Below are 24,412 nucleotides of genomic sequence, written 5' to 3' on the forward strand. Positions count from 1 at the left end.
CGTTATCTCCTGCCCGATTGCGTTTTGGATTCAATTGATAAAGCATTGGCAATTCTCAAAGGATGACGGGACCTGCAACCCGAGTTTGGCAAACTCACGCCGGCTGATCGACGTGACGTAATCGGTTGACGCGGGCTTGGCCACTGGCAGCAAATTCGTCGCCTCCCCCTTCAGCGCACGTACGGCAAGACGCGCCGCGTTAGCGCCAACCGATTCGAGCGACACCGCGAACGAAGCAGTCGCCATGCCCTGCTTGATCGCCTCGGTTTCGGAACTGATGATCGGCACGCGCAGGCGCGCCATCGATGCCGCAACGGTCGGAATCGCGGATTGCACGAGATTCGACCCGGTGAGATAGACGAATCCAACACCCTTGAGCAGCTGTGCGCGCTGTGCCAGATCGTTCACCGCATCGACGCTCACCGCCTTGAACGTGAGCCCGGCGCGTCTGGCCGCAGCTTCAAGCGCTTGGTTCGTCACGACATCGTTGGCCTCGCCTGGGCTATACAACACACCGAATGACGTCAATCCGGGGAACAGGCGCTTGGCAAACACCAGCATGGCATCGAAATCCTGAAGATCCGACGCGCCGGTAAAACGATCACCACCATGCGTCCAATTCGGTACAAGGCCTGCGGCGACAGGATCGGTAACTTCCGCGAAGATCAACGGGATGCTTCGGTCCGGAACGGCAGAACGAGCGACCTGCGAGACCGACGTTGTCAACGTCAGGATAAGGGCCGGCTTCTTGGTCAGAATCTGGGAGAACATCTGCGGCATCAACGCTTGCGTGAAGTTCGCGTCGCTGTAGACATAACGGGTGTTCTTTCCATCGATATAGCCAGCCTTCGCCATCTCCTCCTTGAATCCGGCGATCGTTCGCGTGAGTGAAGGGTGAGGTCCCAGGTTGGCAATGCCGATTACCGTCTGCGCGATGGCGGTTTGCGACGTCGCCTCACCGGACAGGCCTACGCCCAGGGCCGTGACAATCGCAAGGGAAAGAAACGTCCTGCGGGATCTTGCTCTCATGCGTGACATCTCCAATGCGGCGCGTTGGGCTCGGTGGTATCGAGAGCGCGCTCTTCATGAATCCAGGAAATTCCAGGAAATCTGTGTCCATCTCAGCCGAAACGGTGCAGACGTCTGACCGTCTTTTTAGCACCGAACATGACAGCGAACATATTGAGGTCTGCGTCTGTGCCGAAAACCTAACTTTTGTGGCATCTCACCCAATCTTTTCCAATAAAAGCTGCCGCCATACGCTAATCGACCGACCGCGCGGACCTCACTTGCCGGCAATCTGAGCCGCCACCCGCACGCCGCTTGCGCAGGCGCCGCCGAGCAGGGCTTGAGACATCCAATCCCCGCAGTAGCGTATGCGCGACTTCCCCGCATCCTGCCAATCGAGGAAGCGGCGAAGCCTATGCCCATAGCCGGGATAGAAGATTGGAATCTTGTGCGCAATCCACTGATTCACGGTAGACAGGCGCCGCTGGTCGAAGTCAGGAATACGCGCCCTGACTTCGTCGATGACCCACTCATCAAGACGATCCGTGGCGCACTGCGCCTGGACTTGCTGAATGGCCTCCGGCGTCAGTTGGCAGTACACCTGTGCATTCGGGCGCCCCTGGCGGGGGGCAGCATTGAGCTGCTGATACGTTGCGATACGGGTGGGGGAATCCCGCATGGCAAATTCGATACCTGGTTCAAGCGATCCAGCGACCGCGAAATGCGCGATGCCCAACGCGTTGTAGCGAATCGCCCCAAGCATTTCGCGCTCTTCCAGTGAAGGCCGAACCAGCAAAGGCGCGATTCGCGCCCCTTCGGTTGCGATCACCACATAATCCGCCGAAAGTTCGCGCCCATCGGCCAGCGTCACGACACATCGATCGGCATGCGGCTCAACTGCCGTCACCGCGACACCTGTCTCGACCGGCAACCTGTCAGCCAACGCCGTGCACAATTGCCCCATCCCGCCAGCCAAGGTAAACACGGTGTCTTCGCCCACCAAATGAGGCATCGTGCTTTGATAGAACAACGCCGAGATGGAGTCGGCATCGAAACTGCGTGTGCCGCGAAACACCGGCTCGATCATGCGCTTGAGAACGCCATCGCCGATCTCCTCCCGTATGCACTCGGCCAGGGTAACGTCGTCCCACGCCAGTGCAGACACGGCCCAATCCGGGTCGACCTGCCGTTTGCGTGCGCGCAGGGTCAGCGCCGCACGTATCAGGCGGCACCGCTCACCAAGCGGCAAGCCGGGTGTCAACAGGGCCCTCGACGACGGCATGAGTTCAATGGAGTACGGCCCTCCAGGGCTTGTGCAAAGCGCGCTAAGACGCCTTAGCGGCACAAGTGAAGATGTGACGCCCACCGCCTCGATGATGCGATGAAGATCCCTGCTGAAGGGATAGATCAGTCGCGCACCACTGTTATAGGCGATGCCATTCTCGAATCGGTCCCCCATGCGCCCTCCCACGACGGAAGCCGCTTCAAGGACACGCACAGAAACCCCAGCCGCCTGTAATTCCCAAGCGGCACTCAATCCGGCGATGCCGGCGCCGACAACGATGGTAGAAGTCACGGTTGAACAGGCTTGGTCAATGTATCGGGAAGGACGAGTTCGATCAGCGAAACACCGTCGTGGGAAAGCGCGGCATCGAGCGCAGGCGCGAACTCATCGGTTGAGGTTACGCGCCATGCCTTGGCGCCGAACGAGGTGGCATAAGAAACAAAGTCGACGTTGCCCAAACGCGTGCCGACCTCTCGGCCGAACGTGCGTTGTTGCGAAGCGCGAATAGCGCCGTAGGAGCGATTGTTTGCCACCATAACCAGCAAACGCAGCCCCAGTCTCACAGCGGACTCCAGTTCTTCCGCATGCATGAGAAAACACCCGTCGCCGGCAATCGCGACAGGTCTGTCGCAGCCACCGTACAAAGCAGCGCCAATGGCGGCAGCCAACCCATATCCCATCGCGCCACTCTTGGGACCGAGTTGCGTGTTTGGCCGCCGATGCGGGAAGTAACGTTGCGGCCACATGGCGTAGGCGCCAGCACCGGCAGTCACCACCGTATCGTCCGGCAGCGCCTCGCGAAGGCGGGCGTAGATCGCGCGCAGGTCGACGGGGCCGGGACACTCGCCGGTGCTCACGAACTGCTCCCGCTCGCGACGGGTCGACTCGACCCAGGCCAAGCGCGCGGCCCCCATCGCATCTGACGCCGATGCGCAGGAACCATCGTGCTTTCCTTGATCATCGGCAATGTGAGCCAGCGCCGCGAGTACCGCTTCGGGTCGGGCACATACCGCAATATCTGCCTGGTAGGCATTGTTGAGTTCCGCTTGACCAGGATGGACATGAATCAGCTTGCAGGCCGGTTTCGGCGTCCGCAGCAGAGAAAACCCCTTGAAAACATCGGCACCGAACGTATTGAGTTCGCCCATTCGTGCGCCGAGAACCAGCACAAGGTCCGCCGCGTCGAAACGGCGTGCCAGCGCGGCGGATATGCCAATGCCGGTTTCTCCGCAGAAATGGGGATGCCCGTTGTCCATCAGATCGCGACGGCGATACGAGGTGACAACCGGCACCTGATATCGCTCGGCCACTTTGACCAGATCCCCGAGGCCCTCAGACGACCAGCCTGTTCCGCCAACCCACAAGATCGGCTTCACCGCGCCATTCAACGCCTCGGCAATCGCATACGCATCTCCCATGTCGATGGAGGTTCCGGCTCGCCGTGGTGCGCAGAGTGAAGGTGCGGCCCTCTGCTGCAACGCCACATCCTCGGGGAGGATCAGCACGACGGGTCCAGGTTTTCCGCAGATTGCGGTATGCCATGCACGGCTTACGAACTCGGGAATGCGAGCCGCATCCGGAATTTGAGCGACCCACTTCACGAGCGCGCCGAACGCCGCATGAAACTCATTGCCCAGAAATGCTTCGCGCTCAGCCGCCTCGGTGGACGCCTGGCCGACAATAAGAATCATCGGTGCGCTATCTGTATCGGCCGTATGCAGCGCAAGGCAGGTATTCAGTGCCCCCGGCGCGCGAGCCGCGAGGCAAACCCCGGGCATGCCACCGAGTTGCCCTATTGCCTGGGCGGCAAAGGCCATCCCCGCTTCGTGCCGAAAACTCGCCAGCCGTATTTGCGGCGTACGAGATGCCAATGCGTCGAGGATTTCGAGGATGCCCTCCCCCGGAACGTGCGTGACCACGCGCACGCCGAATTCGGCCAGCGTATCGGCAAGGATGTCAGCGCCCGAGCGCGTGTTCGTCATGTGGCGACTCTCCAGATATTGATGGCGTGTGACGCAAGCGGTGCCGCACTCGCACGGATTTCAGAAGCGATGAAAAATGCCTGCGGTGACAGCCACTTGCCGGGTCGTCGTGGAAGCTCCTCCACTGGACGCATATTCGATATTGGCATGCCTGGCATCGCCGGCGGCCAGTTGGAAAATACCGACGACAAACAGGGCTGTCCGCTTCGAAAGAAAATAGTTGTCGATGAGGCTGAACTGGTGGTACTGGGGCGTGAAGCCGGTAGTGGATATCTTCCCTCGTGTGTATGTGTAGGCGAAGTTGATCTGATTGGCGAGCGTCAGGAAATGACTGACGTTTGCCTCGATATTGTCAAAATCGGCTCGCGCGCCGCCCAGCCCCAGTTGGGTAACGCCCAGATTTTCATACCGGCTGTGAGACCAGATCAGGGCAGCATTCGTCGAGTCACTGAATGCGTACGACCCACCCGCGCCCCAAATCTCCATGCTCGTCGGGGATACGCTATACGAGAACGTGGGCGACTGAGCGGAAATCGACGGGAACAGGGCCGTATTCCAGATCCCTTCGCTGGCCGCTGTCGATGGCCGATTCAGGCGCATGTACGCCGCAGACACGGAAACCGGGCCACCAGCGTAGTTCGCGCCGAAGCTCACCCCGCTCTGATTATTGAAGCTCCCGGCTTGGCCGCCAAAGCTGTACATTGCGCCAAATTGAACACCGGCCAAGCGAGGCGACACGTACTTGAGCGTATTGTTTGCGCGGAACTGATAGTTGAAATTGTCGTTGTCGCCCACGTGCGCCGTATAGCCATTCCAACGCACGGGTGCCGAGTATTGCGCCAGCCAGTCCTGCGTCAAGTCATATTGGCGCCCCGTCGTCAGCGTGCCCCATCGTTCATTTTGCAAACCAACGAATGCCTGCCGTCCAAACTCACGGCCCCCTTGCGCAGAAGTTCCGGTATTCGGATTGAAACCGCCCTCGAGCGTGAAGATCGCCTTGGTACCGCCCCCCAGATCCTCAGCGCCTTTAAACCCCCATCGGCTCGGACCGTTCGCCGGGCCAACGGATTTCCCTCCCAGCGAATTGTTGGCGTAGATGACACCGCCCATCAGCACACCATATAACGTGACGCTACTCTGCTGCGCCCGGACGGGCGAGCAAAGGACAAATGGCAACATCAACGGCACCAGGGTATAGAGGTATTTTTTCATGGTCGATTCCGTGATTGACGAGAGTGAGAGACGATTAACGTGTGTCGTGCATCGTCGAATGCAGCGTAAGAAAACGCCCTCACCAGACCAACGCCGCCAAAATAAGAAGAACCGAAATCACTTAACCTTGATCTGTTTTCCGACACAGCAACGTCTGCTCTTTGTCGAACCCATAATCGCTTGCCGCACAGCCCTCGCTGATATAGCCGAGCCGCATGTCAGTCTCGACGCTTTCCCGGTTCCGCTCAGTGGCCAATCCGATCCCTGCGCCGCCCGGCAGATCCAGACACAGGCGACGCCCACGCGGTACGGTTTGCAGCCCCATTCCTGCCATGCGAGTCCCGTCGTCGAGCGCCACTCGCCCGGCCAGTCCATCGAACGCCCCGTCGCGCCCGCGCGCCGGGTGCCTCACGCGATCGAACATCCCGAAGAATTGAAAGGGCGCACCGTCCGCCGTCCCGATTTCGAGGCTCTGTCCAAGTCCGCCGCGCCAGCGACCTGCCCCACCGCTATCGCACCGCAGTTCTTTACGCCAGATCACCACCGGATAGTTCGACTCCACGATCTCTGCGGCAATCGACTTCACACCGCTTGGGAAGGCTGTGCCGGACATGCCGTCTTCGCCGACACGCGCGCCAGCGCCGCCGCTGTTGAAGAAAAGTGTCTCGAAGCTCTGTCCCGCACGTTCGGCGTCTTCCCCGGCAGCCATGGCGGCGACGGCGCCCCCGCGCAATTGCGCCCCCCAGATGCAAGAGGCACCCTCCGCAGGGACTTCCTCCGGAAGAATGGCCGCCAAGGCGCCAAAGACCACGTCGGGGAGAAATTGCCCGATGATGTGGCGCGCGCACACCGGCCACGGACGTTCGACATTGAGGATCGACCCCACGGGGGCCGTGATATCGATCGGCTCGAGTGAGCCGGCGTTGTTAGGCACCTCAGGCGCAATGGCGGCCCGCACCCCGAATGCTGTGTAGGCGCGGGTGTAGTTGAGTACCACGTTGATCCCGCGATGACTGGCGGCCGACGATCCCTCGAAGTCGACACGAATGCGTCCTTCGCCGACTTCCAGTTCTGCCGCCAGATCGACGGGTGAATCAAAGCCATCGATTCGCATGGCGTAGCGATACCGGCCCTGAGGCAATCGATCGATCGCGCGCTGCATCGCGGCGCGCGATCGATCGATGATGTCGTTCGCTATGTCGTCGAGCCCGATCTCACCGAACTCGTCCAGCATGACGATGAGTCGCCGTGCGCTGGCCTCGTTGGCGCCAATGTAGGACAGAATGTCCCCAATCACTTCGTCTGGCTGGCGCACGTTGGCGCGAATGATATCCAGCAGATCCTGATTCACCTCTCCGCCCCGGGCCAGCGGCAAGCGCGGAATACAAAGCCCTTCCTCGAACACCGAGCGGCCATCGGGGCCTTGCCCCAACCCGCCGATATCGACCTGATGGCAGGTGCAGGCAAATAGCGCGATCACCGAGTCATTGCGAAACACCGGCGAAACTACGGTCACGTCATGCAGATGGCCGGAGGCAAGCCACGGATCGTTCGTGATGAAGTGATCGCCGGGGCGCATGGTGTCGATCGGAAACGCATCCAGAAAGTGTCCGACCGCGGCGGCCATCGAATTGACGTGACCGGGAGTCCCGGTGACGGCCTGCGCCACCAGTCGGGCACGCGTATCGAAGACACCCGCCGACAAGTCGCCGGCTTCTCGTACGGTCGGACTGAATGCCGTGCGCATGAGTAATCGTGCCTGTTCCTCCACCACCGAAATCAGACGAGTCCAAATGATCTGAAGGCGGATCGCATGGTTGGACGATGGATCATCAGGCATCGCGCCAGTAACAGGTTCATTGTGGTCCATCATTGATAGGCCTCTCGTGACATCTGAAACCCGGTCGAGGAGCGCTGCCGTTCGAGCACGAGGTGTCCCGAAGGCACACGGCGAGCACTGAATTCCGGGGGTACGACGATCGTCGTCTCATCGTCGACAATCACCGCTGGCCCCAGAATCACAGCACCTTCCAAGAGGGTGTGGCGGCGATGGAATACCGCGTCGACACGCGTCTGGGAAGATTGATCCAACACCGATCGCACATCGACTGGCAAGGGCGCCGTTGCCTCCGGCATTCGAGCATCAGGCGCCGTGAGCGAGTGCACCTCATTCGTGGGTATGGGCGGCGTGTGCGATACACGCACGCTCCAACTGAGTATCTCGACATCCGCATGCGCGATCAGACGCCCGAATCGCTCTTGGTACTGGCGTTCGAATTCGGCCCGCAGCGCGACGATGTTCGTTTGATCGATCGAAAGGTCGTGCATCGGAACCTGTATTTCATGCCCCTGGCCGCGATAGCGCATATACGCAAACGCTCGTGTTTCATTGTCGGCGGCCAGCGCCGGGCTGGCATGGCCGATAACGTTTGTGGCTTCGTTCCGCAGTTCCTGAAGCAACTCGTTGACCAGCGATGCATCCAACTCGCCGAGCGTTTGATAGAGACTTCGGGCCGCCTCGAAAGAAATGGGCGCCACAAGAAACCCGTATGCCGAGCCCACACCCGCCGCGACCGGCACGACGACTGTGTCGATCCCCAACTTCTCGGCCAACCGCGCGGCATGCAGTGGTGCGGACCCACCGAACGCGATTAACGTTCTCCCTGCCAACGTTTTTCCAAGCTCAATGGCATGCTCACGTGCGGCCCCCGCCATCGCCTCGTCTGCGACTTCCGCAATCGCGTAGGCCGCAGTATCCCGGCCGACGCCCAACGGCGAGGCGATGGCGCGATCCAGCGCTTCGAGCGCGGCATCCGTGTCGAGCGACAGCGACCCCGCTGCGAAATACTCGGGGTCCAGGCGTCCGGCCACCAGATGCGTGTCGGTCAATGTTGCGTCCGCGCCCCCCAGGCCATAACAGGCGGGGCCCGGTTGTGACCCCGCGCTAGTCGGGCCAACCTTAACGCGGCCGAGCATATCGATGCCGGCAATGGACCCGCCGCCCGCGCCTATCTCGCACAGTTCGACAACGGGGATCCGAAGCGGAATTCCGCTGCCGGGCTTGAAGCGATAGAGTCGCGCCACTTCGAGCGCGCGCGACGTTTGCGGGCTCCCGTCATCGATGAAGCACAGCTTTGCCGTGGTGCCCCCGATGTCCAAAGAAAGCACGCGATCGAGACCGAGCATCCGGCTTACGTAAGACGCCAGCAGCGCCCCTCCGGCGGGGCCCGACTCAAGTAGCCGGACGGGATAGCGGCGTGCGGTCTCAACATCGCACAACCCGCCGTCCGAGGTCATCATCAATAGGGGAACATCGATGCCCATCGATTTGAGCGCCTCCGACAAGCGCAGCAAATAGGAAGCCATCAGCGGCAGGACGTATGCATTGACGCAGGTGGTCGAGAAGCGCTCGAACTCACGAATCTCCGGGGACACGTCTGACGACAGGCTGAACGACACGTCAGGCAGCCGCCTCATGAGTCGTTCGGCCGTTCGCTTTTCATGGTCGGCATTCGCGTAACTGTGCATGAACGCGATTGCGACGCTCTGCACCTCTTGCGCAGCAAGCGCGTCAGCGACACGATCTACGCTTGCCTCGTCGAGAGAAAGCAGTACTTGTCCCTTTGCCCCCATACGCTCGACAACGGCAAACCTTAGGTCTCGGGGCACAAGCGGTTCGGGCTTTCTGACCCGAAGGTCGTATTGGTCCGCGCGCGCCTCACACCCGGTTTCGATGACGTCCCGAAAACCTGCGGTCGTCACCAGTGCAGTCTTGGCTCCGCGTCGTTCAATCACGGCATTGGTCGCCAGAGTCGTGCCGTGAAGCACTGCGCCAAGGGCGCTGGCCGGGGTGCCGGTCAGTTGCAGAAGATGAGCAATACCCGCAATGACCGCCTGCTCAGGCGCCCCCGGTGTCGACAGGCATTTGTGGGTGTGCCGTTCGTCGCCAAGCTCGAGCACGAAGTCGGTAAAGGTGCCGCCGATGTCGATGCCGATGCGAGGCAGCGGGGAGGCGCGAAGAGAAGACATGGTCGCTCCGTAACAAGGAACAGGGCGCCGCGCGTGGCGACGATCAGCCAATAAGTTACGGAACTCGCCAGCGATTCGCGTTGGATATCGGAACTATGACTTATTGATTCGGTAGCGCATCGTCCCTGACCGCCCTTACCGGGGGATAACCCGTACGTGCTGCGCTGATATCCGCCTGCGATGCGGGCGATTTTCGGTGTCGGATGAATGAAATAGGATATCGGGCCTCATTTTCAACCTGCCCCGCTACGAATTTTGGTATTCGCCAAAATGAAGCGAGGATGTACTTGCGAACGTACTCCCTCGCCGAAGCGAAGCAAATCGGCGACGGTATCTCCCTTCACCGCTTACCGAGGACGCCCATGCTCCCTAAACTCTTTGCCAAGCGACTGTCCAGCGTCACCCTGATGTGCTCGCTGATGGCGAGTTCCGTTGTCGCCAATGCAGAAACAGCCGTCATCGGGATCGCCAATTTTGGCCCCCACCCGGCACTATCGAGGACCATTTCCGGCTTTAAGGAGCAATTGGCAAAACATGGGTTCATCGAAGGTAAAACAGTCACCTATGCCTATAGCGACGCCAACTTCACGCCAGGCCTCATTCCTCAAACTTTGGCTCAGATCGTCTCGCAGCGCCCCAAGGTGATTTTGACGGTGACAACCCCCGTTGCGCAGGCTGCCGTTCGCAACGTGTCCGATGCACGAATTCCACTCGTATTCTCTCAAGTCACGAATCCCATCGCGGCCGGGCTGGTGCCCGATTGGGAGCACGGGAGCGAGCGCATTGTCGGCACAGCAAGCGTGACCGACTACGATGCGGTGCTGGCATTTGCGAAGAGAATATTCCCGCGCGCGAAGTCTTTCGGCGTTCTCTACAACGCGGGGGAAGTCAATGACGTTGCCGCCATCAAGAGTCTGGGGGTGGCGGCGGAAAAAGCCGGCATGAAGATGGTCGCGACCAGCGTCGATACGACGATCGATGTCCCGCAGCGCACGGGAACGATGAAGGGGCTCGACTTCTTCTATGCCATTGGCTCCAATCTCGTGCAGTCTTCGCTTCCCGCAGTTGCCAGCGTCACCGATCGACTCAAAATGCCAATTCTGTCGGCCGAACACGAACTCATTCGCAAGGGGAACCTGATTGCGGTCGCCTACGCGCCTTCATACGAATCGCAGGGAGCGCACGCTGCCGATCTCGCTCTGGCGCTCATGAACGGCAAGAAGCCCTCGGAACTGGCGGTCTATCGCCCTCAGCCCAGCGACTATCTGGCGTTGGTAAACCGAAAAAAGCTTGAGCAACTTGGCCTGACGATTCCTCCCGAAATGCGGGACTGCAAGTGCTTCGTCGATCCCCAATAACCGGAAAGTACCTCGCGATGGAAACCAATCCGGACCGGCAAGTTCGCAAACGGGTCGTGCATGGCGTAACGCTGGGCATCTTGATGCTAGACACCGGCTTCGAGCGACTACCCGGCGATATTGGCCATGCATCGACATGGGATTTTCCCGTTCAGTACGCTTTGGTACGAGGCGTGACGGGGCCACAGGTCATGTCGCCGGGTGCGGGCGGCAGTCTCGACTTGTTCATCGCGGCGGCGCATGATCTCGTGGCGTTGGGGGTCGACGGGATCACGACGAGTTGCGGGTTTCTGGCGGCACACCAGAGTGAGTTGCAGGCGAGATGTCCCGTGCCGATCGCAACGTCAAGTCTGCTGCAAATCCCGATGATCTCGAGGATGCTGCCGTTCGGGAAACGCGTCGGTGTATTGACGGCACGGCGAGAGGCAATGACGCCCGCTCACTTGACACAAGTGGGTGCTCCGCCCGACTTGCCCGTCGCGGGCCTGCCTGAGACGTCACACTTCTTTATCAGCCAGTTGCACAATGCCGCGTCGGTAGATCCCGCGCGGAACTTCGCCGATCTGCTTGGCTGCGCTCAGGAATTGCTCGCGGAACACCCGGATGTCGGCGCGATCGTCAGCGAATGCACGAATTTCTCCCCCTACTCGGCCGCGCTCGCCGATGCCCTGAATATGCCGGTGTTCGACATCGTCTCCATGATCGAGTGGTTCCACCAAGGTCTGCGTCCTCGGCGGTTTCACACATTTTGACTAACCACCGTCTCGTAGACACTTACAGTCCCTTTAGCGCGTAACGCCACGCAGACGCGTCAGAAACTGCAACAGTCGCAAAGCAGTTCCGGATTGAGGAGATCGGGCGGGTGCCCACCGAGTCTGCCGAAGCCAAAGGCGGCGACCAGATTCTCAACGGCGCGCCCGGCATCGGGCGACGACATCGCGCGCACTCCCGCGCGAGTCATCGCCTCGATATCCATGTGCGGTTCGCTCGGCGTGAGGCAGCACACGGCTTGCAGCACATCGAGACCATCGAGCATCTGCGCATCGATGATGTCACCCTCGCCCACAAGCGCCGCCGCCGCCGGGCGAAGCTGCTCGATCAGCGCGTCACGCGTCATCTGCCCGTCATGGCTGCACAACGCCACGTCGAAAAATCGGTCGAGGCGCTCGATGGCCGCATCGTCCAGCGGCTGCGTGACAACCACGCGATGCCGGCGCAGCCCCGCAAGGGCGAGCTTCATACCGCCACCGCTTCGGCGCCGGCGTGCGCCGGCGCAGCCGCATGCATCGGAACACGCCCGCGAATCATATCTGCGGCGCGCTCGGCAATCATGATGACCGGCGCGTTGATGTTGCCCGACGTCAGGTCGGGCATGACCGATGCGTCGACCACCCGCAGCCCACGCACCCCCTTGACACGCAGTTCGCTGTCGACCACAGCCATCGGGTCGTCGTTGGTTCCCATCCGGCACGTGCCCGCCGGGTGGTGAACCGTAATCGCCGTCTTCCGGATAAAAGCATCGATTTGCGCATCCGACGAACTCGACGGCCCCGGCGCAATCTCGGCACCGATATATGGCGCCAGACTCGGTTGCGCGGCCAACTCGCGCACGATCCGCACCGACGAGCGCAACGCCGCCCAGTCGTAAGGCGTAGACAGGAAATTCTGATGGATGCGCGCTTTCTCGGACGGATTGCCCGAAGTGAGCCGGACTTCGCCGCGGCTCTCCGGATGCAGCAAGACGGTGCGGCACGCAAAGCCGTCGTTGAAGGGTTGTTTGAATGGCTTGAAATACGGCCAGGCCCCCAGCGGGGCCGCCGTCAGCAGCAGTTGCAAATCAGGAGCCCCGCTCGAATCGGGGGCTTCGCCGCTGTGCATGAAACCGACCACGCCGCCCGGCACATCCGACGCGAACCCTTTTCCGGTCAGATACGCGCGAATCAGTTGAACGCCAATACGGTCAAGGCGCATCATCCGGTGGAACGGCCCCGGCGTTGCCCGGCGATACATCACGATCACCGAGGGATGGTCCTGGAGATTTCGGCCGACGCCCGCGCTCGCCACCAACGCCGGCACGCCGATCTGCGACAGCCGCTGCGGATCGCCAATGCCCGAGAGCATGAGCAACTGGGGGGTATTGATCACCCCACCCGACAGCAAGACTTCGCGACTGGCCATCGCCACATGTTTCACGCCGTTCTGCCAGTACTCGACCCCGACTGCCTTGTCGCCTTCGAGCAGCACGCGAGACGCGAGCGCATTCACCTCGACCCGCAGGCCTGCGCGAGCACGCGCCGGGTGCAGATAAGCGCTTGCGGCGCTGCAACGGCGTCCGTTGCGAATCGTCATCTGAAGACGGCTGAAACCCGCCTGCGTCGCACCGTTATAGTCGTCGACCCAACGATGCCCGGCGGACGTCGATGCGTCGGCGAAAGCACCGAGCAACGAGTCTTCATAGCGGCATCGCTGCACGTTCAGCGGCCCGTCGGCTCCGCGAAAGGCACCTCCGCCCTCCTCCCAACGCTCCTGCTTCTGGAAGTACGGCAGCACGGCATCGTAGGACCAGTCGCGCAGCCCGTAATCGCGCACCCATCGCTCGAAATCGGCGCGATTGCCGCGCACATGCGCCATGGCGTTGACCGACGACGAACCGCCGATCACCTTGCCGCGTGCACATTCCACACTTCGTCCGCCAACATTCTCTTCCGGCTCGCAGTCGTACATCCAGTCATGCAGCCGCTTGGTGAGGATCTTGCCCCAGCCGAGCGGGATGTGAATCCAGGGGTCGCGATCCCACCCCCCGGCCTCCAGCACAAGAACCCGGACGTCGCGGTCCTCGGTCAGACGATTGGCGAGCGTACAGCCCGCCGAGCCCGCGCCAACGATGATGTAATCAAAAGTGGTTTGCATGCCTGGGTCCTGCGATCGGTTGACGGGTCAGCGCTGCGTGGCAACGCGGCGCAGGCTCACATGAATGTTCTTTTCCTGCGTGAAAGACAGCATCTCGCCGAGACACTCTTCCCGGCCCATGCCCGACTGCTTCATCCCGCCGAACGGCGCCCCAAGGAAATGTTTGCCGACCTCGTTGATCCATACGAACCCCGCATTGACCCGCGAGGCCGTGCGCATGCCCTTCTCAAGATCGTTCGTCCAGATGGCACACGTCAACCCGTAGTCGAGTGCATTCACATCGGCCAGCATCTGCGCCTCGTCGTGCCATTTGATGATCGACAGCACGGGGCCGAAGATCTCCTCCTGCGCGATACGCATCTGTGGCTGAACATCGGCAAACACGGTCGGCTCGATGTAGTAGCCGTTTGCCAGCGCCGGATCGTCGGGCACCTTGCCGCCATACACGAGCCTCGCCCCCTCTTCATGCGCCGAGGCGATGAACGCGAGGACTCGCGCATGCTGCGCCTGACTGATGACGGCGCCCATGCTGGTTTTCGGATCCGTCGGCAAGCCGGGCACGAAGGCTTTGCATCGCTCGGCAATACGCTCGATCACGGCGTCGTACATGCTCGCATGCAGGAACAGGCGGCTGGTGGAACCGCACGACTGGCCGCACCATGTGAAGTTCATGCCGGCAACCGCACCGGCCGCCAGCGCGTCGGGGTCGACGTCGGGATAGGCAATCAGGGCGTTTTTGCCGCCCAGCTCCAACAGCATCGGCTTGATGCGCTCTGCGGCGCCACGCGCCACCGCACGTCCGGTCGGAACGCTGCCCACCAATCCCAGCATTGCGACATCGGGATGCGACACGAGCGACTCCCCGACATCGCGCCCGCCATTGAGAATCGACACGACACCCGGCGGGAACAAGCCACCGACGATCTCCGCGAGCCGTAACGACGACAACGGGGCCTGCTCGGGCGGTTTGACGATGACCGCGTTACCTGCCGCAAGCGGTGCCGCCATCTTGCCTGCCGCGAACATGAAGGGATGGTTGAACGCCACGATTCTGGCGACTACGCCCACGGGCTCGCGCACGGTGAAGTTGATCGCTTCGGGGCCCATCGGAATCGAGGCCCCTTTCATTTCCGTGACCAGCCCCGCGAAGAACTCGAACAGCGCTGCTGCAACCATCACGTCCCCCGTCATTTCAGCCACCGGATTGCCGCAGTCGGCAGCATCCAGCAAGGCCAGATCGGCGGCATGCTTGCGCATCTCGACGGCGGCGGCCCTGAGAATCCGTGCCCGCTCGAGCGGCGGCGTATCGCGCCACACGGCAAACCCCTGCCGGGCAGCAGCGACGGCGGCATCAACGTCGCTCGCATCGCCCACGGCAGCCCGGCCGATCCGAGATCCGTCACCGGGGCTGTAGACATCGGCATAACGGCCCGAGCGCGGGGCATGCCACGCGCCGCCGTAGTACAAGCCATCTTGAGCAGGCAAGGTCAGTCCGGCACCGCAGCCTTGCCGTGGGGATGACTCGGAAGCGCTCGAGTTTTCGGACAGGATGGCACTCATCTCGACCTCCTCACTTGCGCAGCGGCTTGGCCGCCGCCAGGAATTTCATATCGAAGCCGCCGCTCGCCTTTGCGCTCGCGTCAATCGAACCCTCTTTCTGGAGGACATCGAACATTTCGCCCCAGCGCTTGCCGTCGATCCATCCAATGCCATGGGTTGCGGTATCGCCCGAGTACATCGTGTGTTTGAAGTCCGCGTCGAGTTGCTCGGCGAGGATCTTTTCCTGGCCCTTGTACTCGGGGTTAGCCTTCACGATGGCGGCAACCGCCTCGTCGGGATGGGCGACGACATAAGCGAACGCCTCCGTGTACGCGTTCACGAAGCGCTGAACGAGTTGCGGATTCGCGGCGATCATCTTGTCCGAAGCGAACATGCCCGAGCCGTAGACGTTCAGCCCGTGATCGGCGGCCTGGAGTATCGAAAGCGACCCCGGACCGCCCGTCTTCTCTTCGAGCAGCGGCACCTCGGCGTCGATGTAACCCGGTACGGCATCGACGCGCCCCATCACGAGGTAATTCTCATAGGGCGGCGCCACCGTGCTTTGCTTGATGTCGGCGAGCGACATGCCGTTCTTGCTGAGGAAGGCTTTCAGGAACACATAGGTTGAACCGGCGGGATGCACGCCGACATTCATGCCCTTGAGATCCTTGGCCGAATTGAGCGGCTTGCGCGCCTTGACCGACACCATCGCCAGCGGGCTCTTCTGATTCACGGCCACCAGCGCGGTATTCGACGCGCCCTGCGTGCGGGCGACCAACAGCGTCGAGAGGTCTCCGAAGCCGAACTGCGCGCTGCCATTGGCCACCATGCGCAGCGCATCGACCGAGCCGGTGCCCTTGCGAATCGCCGTCACGTTGATCCCCTGCTTCGCGAACATGCCCTTGTCGCGCGCCACGAAAAACATCGCGTGGTTGCCTCGCACGACCCAGTCGAGTTGGACGATGACGTCGTCGGCTGCCGACGCCGGCGCTGCAGCGCCCAGCAACGACATCGACACGAGAAGAACCGAAAACAGTTTGCTCAATCTGCTCACGCTGGTACTCCTGCAAGAAGAAACACTAAGAGAGAGAGGACACGACGACAACCCGGCGAAATAGCGAAATAGCTAAATGGCGTTCAGTGACGCGCTTCGCCTCCCCAGGTGATGAAGCGGTATTCGAACCACTCGACGGCGTAGTAGAAAAGCACACCGAGCAGCGAGACCTCGACGAGTGCCGCAAAGACAAGCGGCATCTGCATTTGCGTCGAGGCAAACTGAATCACGTAGCCCAGCCCGGCCGAGGCACCGGCAAACTCACCTACGATGGCGCCGATAACACTCAGCGTGATCGCCACCTTGATACCCGCCATCAACGCCGGCAACGAGTGCGGAATCTGTACCCGCATCAGAATCTGGCTTCGTGTGGCGCCCACCGACTTGAGCAGCGCCACCAGATTCGGATCGGCCGAGCGCAGACCCACCAGCATGTTCAGGGCCACCGGGAAAAATGCCATCACGACGATGAGGAGAATCTTGGGCATCAGGTCGTAACCGAACCAGAGCACGAATATCGGGGCGAGTGCGATCTTGGGCACGTTCTGGAAGACCACCATCAGCGGATAGACCGCGCTGCCCAATCGCTCGAAACGCGCGATGCAAATGGCAAGTGCGGCGCCCACCACCGAGGACAGCACGAATCCGTACAGAACCTCGCGAGCGGTCACCCACGCCGCGGCGGCGAGTTCCGGCTGCTTCGCCACCAATGCCCCGGCGATCTGTGCCGGCGTCGGCAACACGAATGCCGGCACGTCGAACAGGCGTAGCCCCGCCTCCCACAGCACCAGCAGCACAATCGTCAGCGCCACACCGGGCCCTGCACGCCACAGACCGCGAAACGGTTTCGGGGCGGCGCGCCCGCGCGCGCCGGCCGGCACGACGTCGGTAGGCGATGCACTCATGATGTCCTCCCGGCCCGATGGCCTTCTTTGAGACGCTTTCGCAGATGCGAAGCCGTCTGGGCAAACGCCTGCGTGGCGTAGCTATCCTCGTTGCGGGGATACGCCAACGGTACCGTCAGGCATTCGAGAATGCGTGCGGGTCCGGTCGCCATGACAGTGACTTCGCGCGACAGGAACACGGCTTCGTCGATCGAATGCGTCACGAATACGATCGTCTTGCCCGTGCGCTGCCAGAGTTCGAGCAGAAAGTCGCTCATCTCTTCGCGGGTGATGGCGTCGAGCGCACCGAACGGTTCGTCCATCATCAGCACCTCCGGATCGAGCGCCAAAGCACGCGCGATCGAGACGCGCTGACGCATTCCGCCGGACAACTGCGACGGCTTGCGGTCCACTGCATGCCCGAGGCCGACGATGTTCAGCAACTCAAGCGCACGCGTGCGAATGGCGTCCTTGTCGCGCAGCGTGCCGACCAGCTCCATCAACAAACACACGTTATCGAACGCGCTCTTCCACGGCATGAGCGCCGCCTCCTGAAACACCAGGCCGATGCGACGCTGCCGAACCGCCTCGGACGGCGTCATACCGCCCACGCTCACTCGTCCCTGCGTGGGTGCCTGCAATCCCGCGAGCACCTTGAGCAACGTGCTTTTGCCACAACCGGACGGCCCCACCAGCGAGGTGAATCCGCCGCGTTCGACCGACAGATGAATGTCGTTCAGCACGCGATTGATACGGCCATGCGTCTCGAAATCGACGCAAAGACCGCTGACGCTGATGTACGGCTCAGATGATGTCGTCGCCGTCGAGACGGCCATCTGCCGCATATCCGGCCGATCGAGACTTGCCATAGGGGTGCTCCAGTCTTGCGGTTTTTGGAATATCGCCGCGTCTCAGCGAGCGCGCGGCGAGCACGTCTGCCTCAATGTCCGGTCAACCCGCACTCGTGGCCTTCGCGAATGCCGGGCGCGCCTCGATGCGAGCCAGCCACGCTGCAATGCCACGAAATTCGGGCAACGCGAACGGGAAGTTCACGCAGCGCTTGACCAGCGGCGCCAACGCCACGTCCGCGAGACTGAACGACTGACCGGCGCACCACGGAACCTCACGCAGGTGGGTGTCCAGAATCGTCAATTCGGCGGCGAGGTTTGGCCCCGTATCGGCAGACTGTTCGTCCTTCGGCTTCTTCGCGTCCTTGAATCCCGCGAGGTAGACGGGATTGAGCGATGCCAGTGCCCAGTCCATCCAGCGCTCGACAAATGTGCGCTGCGCGAGATCGTCGGGATACAACGACGAGCCATGCCGGCCGGCGAGGTAGCGCAGGATCGTGTGCGATTCCCAGATGACGAGGTCGCCATCCGTCAGCGTGGGCACCTTGTTGGTCGGGTTCATCGCGAGGTATTCCGGGGTGCCGGTGTTGCCAAACTGGCGGCCATAGTCGAGCCGCTCGTAGGACTTGCCCAGTTCTTCGAGAAGGAAGATGACTTTCTGCACGTTGCCGGATGTGGCACGTCCGTAGAGCTTCAGCATGTCGATGTCCTCAGGTGATGTTCAATGTCTTGGCCGACGCAAGCGATTCACAGCGGCCGGTAAGCGATGCATTCGATCTCGATGCGCGTCGTAATCACCGCGCGTGCCTCGACCGTGGTCCGCGCGAGCCGGCCATCCGGGAAGAATTCCTTGAATACGCCGTTGTAACGGCCGAAGTCGCGGGCGTCTTCGAGGTAGACCGTCGCCTTCACCACGTCGGCCAGATCGCACCCCGCCTCGCGTAGTGCACGCTGCACGGCGAGGATCGTGGCGCGTGTTTCGTCCTCGATCGTGCCGCTGACCATCCGCCCGTCTTCGTCTTTGGCAACCTGGCCCGAGACGAACACGTAGTCCCCCGCACGAACGGCCGGATGAAACGGCAGGTTGGGGTTCTTCTTGCCATGTACCGAAATCGTCATTGCCATCCTCTTTGTCGTCGTTGGCGTCGAAATGTCATCCCGGGAAACATTCGATGATGTCGATCCCCTGTTGCCGGTCGAGCAGGTACACGAGCCCCCGGTCGTCGATCGTGACGTCGTTGGACGACGCGCGCTCACAGCCGGCGGGGGCGTCTGGCTCGTAGAAAGCAATCTCCCTGGGCGCAAACGGATCGGAGAGATCGACAAGCCGCATGCCCTTGGCGAACCAGGCGAACGGCAACGTCGTTCCCACAAAACGCTCCGATGGCTGATGACAGCCCGACATCGGTTCTCGCGGCGATCCGTCGGGGTCGACACCGGCGACCTGAAACGTCGATATCGGCATCGGCTGGCGTTCGTCGGTGATGTCATACACCCAGGCAAACGACGGCGGCGACGGCCGCAGTTTCGCGACATCTTCGTCGGCCACCACCATGACGCGACGCCCTTTGACAAGGCCGGGGATCGGCAAGGCGGTGTGCGTCGGGTGCGGATGCGCCGGACCGCTGTTGATACCCGAGATCAGCTTCGGCGACGACATGTCCGAGATATCGAGAATGAAAAAGCCGTGGTGCCAATAGGACACGTAAAGACGATCGCCCATGCGCAACGGGTGATGGCATCGCGGGCGGACATAGTCGTCCCACGGGTATTCCTCTCCCGCACCGACGTTCTGCCCGGGAATCCACCAGCGACCGACTTCCTCGGGCCGCTCGGGTTGCGCCAGATCGAGAATCTTGACGATGTTCCCGACGAAACCTTCAGCCGTTGGCGAGATGTACGCGAAGCGGCCGTCGAAGTCATAGCGGTGCACCCCACCGGCCTCGCCCCCGGAATACCAGCGCGAGATCAATCGCGGCTCGGACGGGCGAGTGATGTCGAATATGCCAAGACCGCCGCCAAAGTCCGGCGCGCCCTCACGAAATTTCTCGTAGTTCACCAGCATCACGCCGTCCTGCACGCGAACCTTGTGCGAATGCCAGCCCATCGGCACTTCGAGCGTCGCCAGCAAGCGCGGATGCTTGGGGTCGGAGACGTCGTAAATCGACGTGCCGGCCGGTGGACGCATGTGCGAGACATACAGGATGTTGCGATCGACCCACACCTGTCCGCCGCCGGGGCAGTCGATGTGGCTCACGAGCCGCGTATTCCATGCCTTGGCCATGGAGGCGCCCCTTAGTCGAGAAGCATGACGTCGCCGCCAGCGGTCTTGCCCCAGCGTTGCAGCAATCCGAACGCACGAAGTGCCGGCTCATCGCTCGCAATGAATACGATGGCCGGCTGCGTGGCGCTGGTGTTCTCGTATTCGGCCCACGTCCCGCCAGGTACGGCGAGCGTATCGAATTGCTTCGTCTCGAAGGTTTCGCCATCGAGAACGGCCCGCACCGCGCCCTCCAGCGGCGATACCAGCAGACTTGCCGTCTGCTTCATCGGCAGCGTGCGCTCGCCGGGGCGCAGCATCTGCATGAAGAACGTCATCGTCTTGTAGACCGGGCCGCCTCGCAGCGGATCGACGTACTCGATACGTAGTCCCTCGTACGGGTTTTCAGCCCACTCGCGGTGCTTTTCCAGCAGTTCGCGCACGGCTTCGTAGCGATAGATGAACATCGGCGACGAGCCGTTGGCGCCGCGTCGATGGTCGACAAAACGAGGCATCAGGCCACCTGCCCCGTAAGTGATCGCCGAGTAATCGGCAGGGAAGCGCGCGGATTGCTTGCGCATGACGGCGCCGCCTTCGCTGTAGTCGTGATCGAACGAGAGCGCGTTGAGCGTCTCGACCAGCGGGTAATCGAGCACCGAAAGGTTGATGGCCGGCTCGTTGCCCACATTGCCGTGGTTATGCCAGGTGTCGCGCGGCGTAAGCACCATGTCGCCCGGTCCGAACACGACGTCCTCGCCCTCCACGCCGGTGAAGTTCTGCGAGCCGGTCAAACCGAGCCGGATGGCACTCGCGGTATGACGATGCGGCGGCATGATCTCGTTTGGATCGTTGAGCCGGTACGCCGTATACATGGTGGTCACCGTGGCCCGCCTCGGCTTGAGTCCCGGGTTGGTCAGGATCAGTGAGCGACGATCGGAGTCGGCGGTGGAAATGAGGCGAGCGGACTGCTGCAACAGCGGCTCAAGCACTTCCTTGTAACGCCAGATATAGGGCACTGCGCGCTGGCCCTGCATCAGTTGCTTGATCTCATCGTGCTCGACATCCGAGCTTCTGGCCCAGAACGGGAACAGATGCGCGTTGCCGATCTCCTCATACATCTGCCGAGTCTCTTGTTCGCTGGAGCGAACTGCGGCGTCCTGCGTGGCTTGCATCATGCTGCGCTACCTCCGAGTGGGGTTTCACGAACCGCTGATGCAAATGAGTAGATCAAGACAAATTTTTCATGTCAACCAAAAATGTATTTGGTAGTTATGGTTGATATGTTTTGGTTGATTTTTTGGTTGAACCAAATTACAATTAAGAAAGGCACAGGGGTCTCAAATAATGCTGAATACAAAGCCTAATGAAGAATTAGCAAAGCATCCATCGAGTTAGCCGATGGTTGCAAATTCCGCTATCATGCTGCCTCGATGTGTTTTCGGCACGCAACCAAATACCTTGGTTGCGGCAGGGAGAGAGAAGTTATGGTCGACTTGGTTGAGAGTTTGCGAAGCCGTCTTGCCAACGGCGACGCTTTGCCGGCAGAGCGGCAATTGGCAGACGAACTGGGCGTGAAGCGCCATCAGTTGCGCAATGCATTGAAGGTGCTGCGCGACGAGGGCGAATTGGAGACCCCGCGCGGACGCAGCGAGGGGCAATCCAGGCGCAACGGTGAGATATTGGCCGGGCACACGAATGTGCTGGAGGTGATCGAACTTCGGCTGGCGCTGGAGCCGTTCCTTGCCCGTCTGGCAGCGGTCAGGGCAACACCGGTCGAGATTACGCGCATCGAGCGCGCAGCAACGACGTCGCCCGGTGCCGACCGAGGCTCGACCGACCTCGCCTTTCACCGTGCAGTCGCTGCCGCGTCGGGCAATGCACTTGCCGCCGATATCTATCAGATCATCCGGCGAGTCGGCTCGGACATCCGCTTACACGTGCCGCAACCCGTCCCCCACTGCCCGGAACGCATCCGGCAGCGTGATCAGGAACATCAGGCAATTGCGCAAGCCATCCGGCATCGCGCCCCCGACCTTGCGGAAACGGCGATGCGCGAGCATTTGATTCGTGTGCGAGAACAGATCATGGCGCGGATGGTGCCCGGTAGCCAGAACTGATCGGCAAAGTGCTTGGCCCCGCAAGGCCCGATCGACGCTCGTCTGTCCGAGGAATCGAACCGCGATCCGCCTGCCGCAGTTATCGTGACGTTCCTGAGCGCCGCCGCGACGACCGGTCTGCTGGTCGTCGGCTTCGGTCATGCGCTGTCACGGAACCAGCACGATCTTCGATCCGATCTTGTTGCGTGCCATCTCGAAGCCCTCGATGGCCTGTGCGAGCGGCAACCGGTGCGTGACCATCGGCCCGAGCGCCGCGTGATTCTCCACCAGAAAATCACGCACTTCCTGCCACGTCGCGCGTGTTGCGCGGTAGGTGCCGCGAATCTGGTGCCGCAAGCGCACGAGCTTCGCACCATCGAAACTGATGGGCTTGCCGTGAATGCCGCACACCACGAACACGCCTGAAGGACGCAGCACGTCGAGCCCGGCTTGAACCGCCGCGCCGACGCCCGTCGCTTCAATGACGATGTCGTATTCGTTCTCGCCCAGTAGCGTGCGCATGGCCCCTTCCGGAGCACCGTCGAGATCCAGCGTGGCTTCGATACCCAGTGCGCGCGCCGTCGCGAGACGCTCGGCATCGTCGTGCCCGACCAGCGCCACCCGGGCGCCGCGTGCCTTCGCCAGCACCGCAATGGCCTGACCGATCGTGCCCGGCCCCATCACCAGTACGCGATCTCCTGCGTGCACTTCTGCCGTCTTGACGGCGGACATACCGATGGACAGCGGCTCCGCCAGCGACGCGACACCCGCGTCCATGCCGGGCGGCAACGTCAGGCAATTGCGGGCAGGCACGCGCACACGGCTGGCAAATGCGCCGTCGCGCATCATGCCGATGCCCCGGCGCTCGCGGCACTCATCGACGCGCCCGGAAACGCAGTACTCGCACACACCGCACTCGACCGAGGGGATGACGACGACGGCGTCGCCGCGCTGGAGCGTGCTGACCTCAGCGCCAAGCGTTGCGACACGACCCGCAAATTCGTGGCCCAACGTCACCGGGAACGCCGCTCGCAAGAAGTCGTAGCCGCCCGACCAGTCGTAGATATGCACGTCGCTGCCACAAATGCCGGCGGCAGTCACTTCCACGATCACATCGTGCGCGCCGGGTTGTCCCGGTTCGGGGACATCGCGCCATTCGAGGCCGAAGGCAGCGGTGGTTTTCTGAAGCGCTTTCATCAGGGGGCTCCGGTAATCTTGTGTTGTTGCGTCGGGGTGCGCGGTTATTGTGTGCGGCGCAGCGAGATGTCGACGTCGTCGTGACGGATCGCGAAGATCAGTGAATACACGTCGACACCGGGTGGCGACGAGACCGGCAGGGCATCGACAACGAGCGATGCGATGCGCTCGCTCAGCGCCCCTGCTGCCGCAATGTCCTCCGTCTCGACGAGCAGCACATGCGTGGGCATATCCGATGCCTTCCAGCGCGCAAATGCGCTCGGCTGCGCCTCGAAGACTTCGCCCAAATGGGCAGCGACGGCCCCGTCAAGCGCAGCACACGCTTGAACTAACGGCAATGCCGCAACCGCTGCGGCAGCCGACGCATGGATTCGCACGCACGCGAGTGCACCGCCCGTGCCGCCTCCCGTCGACGCCAGCGTCCGGCACGGGGCGCGCAGCACATGGGTCAACGTCGAGCGCATATTGGCAGACCACGGCGTCGGCGCGTCGATCACGTTCAGATAGGCCAGCGAACGGAACACTTCGGGCGACACCGCGCCGTAAGCCGTGAAATACTCCCGCTGCCCCGGCCGGGCATGCCGATAGCGGCGCCCTTCAATGAAGCCGTCGATGCCGACGCGCTCCGGCACATGTTCGCGCGTATGCCAGCGGTTATATTCCTTCGCATGCTGCGGCGTGACGTCATTCCAGAGCGCGAGAAACGCCGGTCCGGGAAATGCCATGAGTCGTTTATCCAATAGTCGAGAA

General features: G+C 61.8%; 21 protein-coding genes. 3 read left to right on the forward strand and 18 right to left on the reverse strand.

What is annotated here, in order from left to right; genetic code table 11:
* Positions 1-30: 30 nt before the first annotated feature.
* From C266_RS06820 to C266_RS06845, 6 genes are all read right to left on the reverse strand, one after another.
* On the reverse strand, positions 31-1,029 hold the full coding sequence (locus C266_RS06820; protein ID WP_010805372.1) for an ABC transporter substrate-binding protein: 999 nt from the start codon (positions 1,027-1,029) through the stop codon (positions 31-33).
* Positions 1,030-1,285: 256 nt separating this feature from the next.
* Complete coding sequence (locus C266_RS06825) at positions 1,286-2,584, reverse strand: NAD(P)/FAD-dependent oxidoreductase (protein ID WP_256380697.1); 1,299 nt, start codon at positions 2,582-2,584, stop codon at positions 1,286-1,288.
* Complete coding sequence (locus tag C266_RS06830; RefSeq protein WP_010805374.1) at positions 2,581-4,275, reverse strand: thiamine pyrophosphate-dependent enzyme; 1,695 nt, start codon at positions 4,273-4,275, stop codon at positions 2,581-2,583. The genes C266_RS06825 and C266_RS06830 overlap by 4 nt, the downstream gene beginning before the upstream one ends.
* Before the next feature lie 60 nt (positions 4,276-4,335).
* Positions 4,336-5,487, reverse strand: a complete 1,152-nt coding sequence (locus C266_RS06835; protein ID WP_010805375.1) for a porin — start codon at positions 5,485-5,487, stop codon at positions 4,336-4,338.
* A 121-nt stretch (positions 5,488-5,608) separates the two neighbouring features.
* Entirely contained in the window at positions 5,609-7,360 is a 1,752-nt protein-coding gene (locus C266_RS06840; RefSeq protein WP_010805376.1) for a hydantoinase B/oxoprolinase family protein, read from the reverse strand.
* Entirely contained in the window at positions 7,357-9,567 is a 2,211-nt protein-coding gene (locus C266_RS06845) for a hydantoinase/oxoprolinase family protein (RefSeq protein WP_246831151.1), read from the reverse strand. Before C266_RS06845 ends, C266_RS06840 begins: the two co-directional genes overlap by 4 nt.
* A gap of 311 nt (positions 9,568-9,878) precedes the next feature.
* Here C266_RS06845 and C266_RS06850 point away from each other — a divergent pair, with 311 nt between their 5' ends.
* Both C266_RS06850 and C266_RS06855 read left to right on the forward strand, forming a co-directional pair.
* On the forward strand, positions 9,879-10,874 hold the full coding sequence (locus tag C266_RS06850) for an ABC transporter substrate-binding protein (RefSeq protein WP_036661902.1): 996 nt from the start codon (positions 9,879-9,881) through the stop codon (positions 10,872-10,874).
* Positions 10,875-10,891: 17 nt separating this feature from the next.
* On the forward strand, positions 10,892-11,626 hold the full coding sequence (locus tag C266_RS06855; protein ID WP_010805379.1) for an aspartate/glutamate racemase family protein: 735 nt from the start codon (positions 10,892-10,894) through the stop codon (positions 11,624-11,626).
* Positions 11,627-11,685: 59 nt separating this feature from the next.
* Here the strand turns inward: C266_RS06855 and C266_RS06860 are convergent, their stop codons facing one another.
* From C266_RS06860 to C266_RS06905, 10 genes are all read right to left on the reverse strand, one after another.
* Complete coding sequence (locus C266_RS06860; protein WP_010805380.1) at positions 11,686-12,114, reverse strand: hypothetical protein; 429 nt, start codon at positions 12,112-12,114, stop codon at positions 11,686-11,688.
* The gene (locus tag C266_RS06865; protein WP_010805381.1) at positions 12,111-13,784 is read right to left on the reverse strand and encodes a GMC family oxidoreductase; all 1,674 of its coding nucleotides are present in this window, start codon (positions 13,782-13,784) and stop codon (positions 12,111-12,113) included. The genes C266_RS06860 and C266_RS06865 overlap by 4 nt, the downstream gene beginning before the upstream one ends.
* A gap of 27 nt (positions 13,785-13,811) precedes the next feature.
* The gene (locus C266_RS06870) at positions 13,812-15,344 is read right to left on the reverse strand and encodes an aldehyde dehydrogenase family protein (protein ID WP_010805382.1); all 1,533 of its coding nucleotides are present in this window, start codon (positions 15,342-15,344) and stop codon (positions 13,812-13,814) included.
* Between the two features lie 10 nt (positions 15,345-15,354).
* Complete coding sequence (locus C266_RS06875; RefSeq protein ID WP_036661905.1) at positions 15,355-16,377, reverse strand: ABC transporter substrate-binding protein; 1,023 nt, start codon at positions 16,375-16,377, stop codon at positions 15,355-15,357.
* Between the two features lie 83 nt (positions 16,378-16,460).
* Positions 16,461-17,282 carry an ABC transporter permease gene (locus C266_RS06880; RefSeq protein WP_010805384.1) on the reverse strand — a complete coding sequence of 274 codons (822 nt, stop codon included), beginning with the start codon at positions 17,280-17,282 and terminating at the stop codon, positions 16,461-16,463.
* A complete protein-coding gene (locus C266_RS06885; RefSeq protein WP_010805385.1) occupies positions 17,279-18,130 on the reverse strand; it encodes an ABC transporter ATP-binding protein in 852 nt (283 codons plus the stop codon). The genes C266_RS06880 and C266_RS06885 overlap by 4 nt, the downstream gene beginning before the upstream one ends.
* A gap of 82 nt (positions 18,131-18,212) precedes the next feature.
* The gene (locus C266_RS06890; RefSeq protein WP_010805386.1) at positions 18,213-18,809 is read right to left on the reverse strand and encodes a glutathione S-transferase family protein; all 597 of its coding nucleotides are present in this window, start codon (positions 18,807-18,809) and stop codon (positions 18,213-18,215) included.
* A gap of 47 nt (positions 18,810-18,856) precedes the next feature.
* The gene (locus C266_RS06895) at positions 18,857-19,228 is read right to left on the reverse strand and encodes a RidA family protein (RefSeq protein WP_036661961.1); all 372 of its coding nucleotides are present in this window, start codon (positions 19,226-19,228) and stop codon (positions 18,857-18,859) included.
* A gap of 34 nt (positions 19,229-19,262) precedes the next feature.
* Positions 19,263-20,393: an LVIVD repeat-containing protein gene (locus tag C266_RS06900; RefSeq protein WP_010805388.1), complete on the reverse strand. Its 1,131-nt coding sequence runs from the start codon at positions 20,391-20,393 to the stop codon at positions 19,263-19,265.
* Between the two features lie 11 nt (positions 20,394-20,404).
* Positions 20,405-21,544, reverse strand: coding sequence for a cupin domain-containing protein (locus C266_RS06905; protein ID WP_010805389.1), 1,140 nt, complete (start codon positions 21,542-21,544; stop codon positions 20,405-20,407).
* Between the two features lie 309 nt (positions 21,545-21,853).
* Here C266_RS06905 and C266_RS06910 point away from each other — a divergent pair, with 309 nt between their 5' ends.
* Positions 21,854-22,486, forward strand: a complete 633-nt coding sequence (locus tag C266_RS06910) for a FadR/GntR family transcriptional regulator (protein WP_010805390.1) — start codon at positions 21,854-21,856, stop codon at positions 22,484-22,486.
* A gap of 147 nt (positions 22,487-22,633) precedes the next feature.
* Here C266_RS06910 and C266_RS06915 read toward each other — a convergent pair whose 3' ends face one another.
* Both C266_RS06915 and C266_RS26085 read right to left on the reverse strand, forming a co-directional pair.
* Positions 22,634-23,662 carry an NAD(P)-dependent sugar dehydrogenase gene (locus tag C266_RS06915; protein WP_010805391.1) on the reverse strand — a complete coding sequence of 343 codons (1,029 nt, stop codon included), beginning with the start codon at positions 23,660-23,662 and terminating at the stop codon, positions 22,634-22,636.
* A gap of 44 nt (positions 23,663-23,706) precedes the next feature.
* Positions 23,707-24,387, reverse strand: coding sequence for a DUF4286 family protein (locus C266_RS26085; protein ID WP_010805392.1), 681 nt, complete (start codon positions 24,385-24,387; stop codon positions 23,707-23,709).
* Positions 24,388-24,412 lie beyond the last annotated feature (25 nt).

The sequence above is a fragment of the Pandoraea sp. SD6-2 genome, assembly GCF_000389825.1.
Classification (GTDB): Bacteria; Pseudomonadota; Gammaproteobacteria; order Burkholderiales; family Burkholderiaceae; genus Pandoraea; species Pandoraea communis.

What these genes read in the sequence shown, in the direction of transcription:
- C266_RS06820 (WP_010805372.1), bottom strand. Translation starts at nt 1,029, where the DNA reads ATGAGAGCAAGATCCCGCAGGACGTTTCTTTCCCTTGCGATTGTCACG.
- C266_RS06830 (WP_010805374.1), bottom strand. Translation starts at nt 4,275, where the DNA reads ATGACGAACACGCGCTCGGGCGCTGACATCCTTGCCGATACGCTGGCC.
- C266_RS06835 (WP_010805375.1), bottom strand. Translation starts at nt 5,487, where the DNA reads ATGAAAAAATACCTCTATACCCTGGTGCCGTTGATGTTGCCATTTGTC.
- C266_RS06840 (WP_010805376.1), bottom strand. Translation starts at nt 7,360, where the DNA reads ATGATGGACCACAATGAACCTGTTACTGGCGCGATGCCTGATGATCCA.
- C266_RS06850 (WP_036661902.1), top strand. Translation starts at nt 9,879, where the DNA reads ATGCTCCCTAAACTCTTTGCCAAGCGACTGTCCAGCGTCACCCTGATG.
- C266_RS06855 (WP_010805379.1), top strand. Translation starts at nt 10,892, where the DNA reads ATGGAAACCAATCCGGACCGGCAAGTTCGCAAACGGGTCGTGCATGGC.
- C266_RS06860 (WP_010805380.1), bottom strand. Translation starts at nt 12,114, where the DNA reads ATGAAGCTCGCCCTTGCGGGGCTGCGCCGGCATCGCGTGGTTGTCACG.
- C266_RS06865 (WP_010805381.1), bottom strand. Translation starts at nt 13,784, where the DNA reads ATGCAAACCACTTTTGATTACATCATCGTTGGCGCGGGCTCGGCGGGC.
- C266_RS06870 (WP_010805382.1), bottom strand. Translation starts at nt 15,344, where the DNA reads ATGAGTGCCATCCTGTCCGAAAACTCGAGCGCTTCCGAGTCATCCCCA.
- C266_RS06880 (WP_010805384.1), bottom strand. Translation starts at nt 17,282, where the DNA reads ATGAGTGCATCGCCTACCGACGTCGTGCCGGCCGGCGCGCGCGGGCGC.
- C266_RS06885 (WP_010805385.1), bottom strand. Translation starts at nt 18,130, where the DNA reads ATGGCAAGTCTCGATCGGCCGGATATGCGGCAGATGGCCGTCTCGACG.
- C266_RS06890 (WP_010805386.1), bottom strand. Translation starts at nt 18,809, where the DNA reads ATGCTGAAGCTCTACGGACGTGCCACATCCGGCAACGTGCAGAAAGTC.
- C266_RS06895 (WP_036661961.1), bottom strand. Translation starts at nt 19,228, where the DNA reads ATGACGATTTCGGTACATGGCAAGAAGAACCCCAACCTGCCGTTTCAT.
- C266_RS06900 (WP_010805388.1), bottom strand. Translation starts at nt 20,393, where the DNA reads ATGGCCAAGGCATGGAATACGCGGCTCGTGAGCCACATCGACTGCCCC.
- C266_RS06905 (WP_010805389.1), bottom strand. Translation starts at nt 21,544, where the DNA reads ATGATGCAAGCCACGCAGGACGCCGCAGTTCGCTCCAGCGAACAAGAG.
- C266_RS06910 (WP_010805390.1), top strand. Translation starts at nt 21,854, where the DNA reads ATGGTCGACTTGGTTGAGAGTTTGCGAAGCCGTCTTGCCAACGGCGAC.
- C266_RS06915 (WP_010805391.1), bottom strand. Translation starts at nt 23,662, where the DNA reads ATGAAAGCGCTTCAGAAAACCACCGCTGCCTTCGGCCTCGAATGGCGC.
- C266_RS26085 (WP_010805392.1), bottom strand. Translation starts at nt 24,387, where the DNA reads ATGGCATTTCCCGGACCGGCGTTTCTCGCGCTCTGGAATGACGTCACG.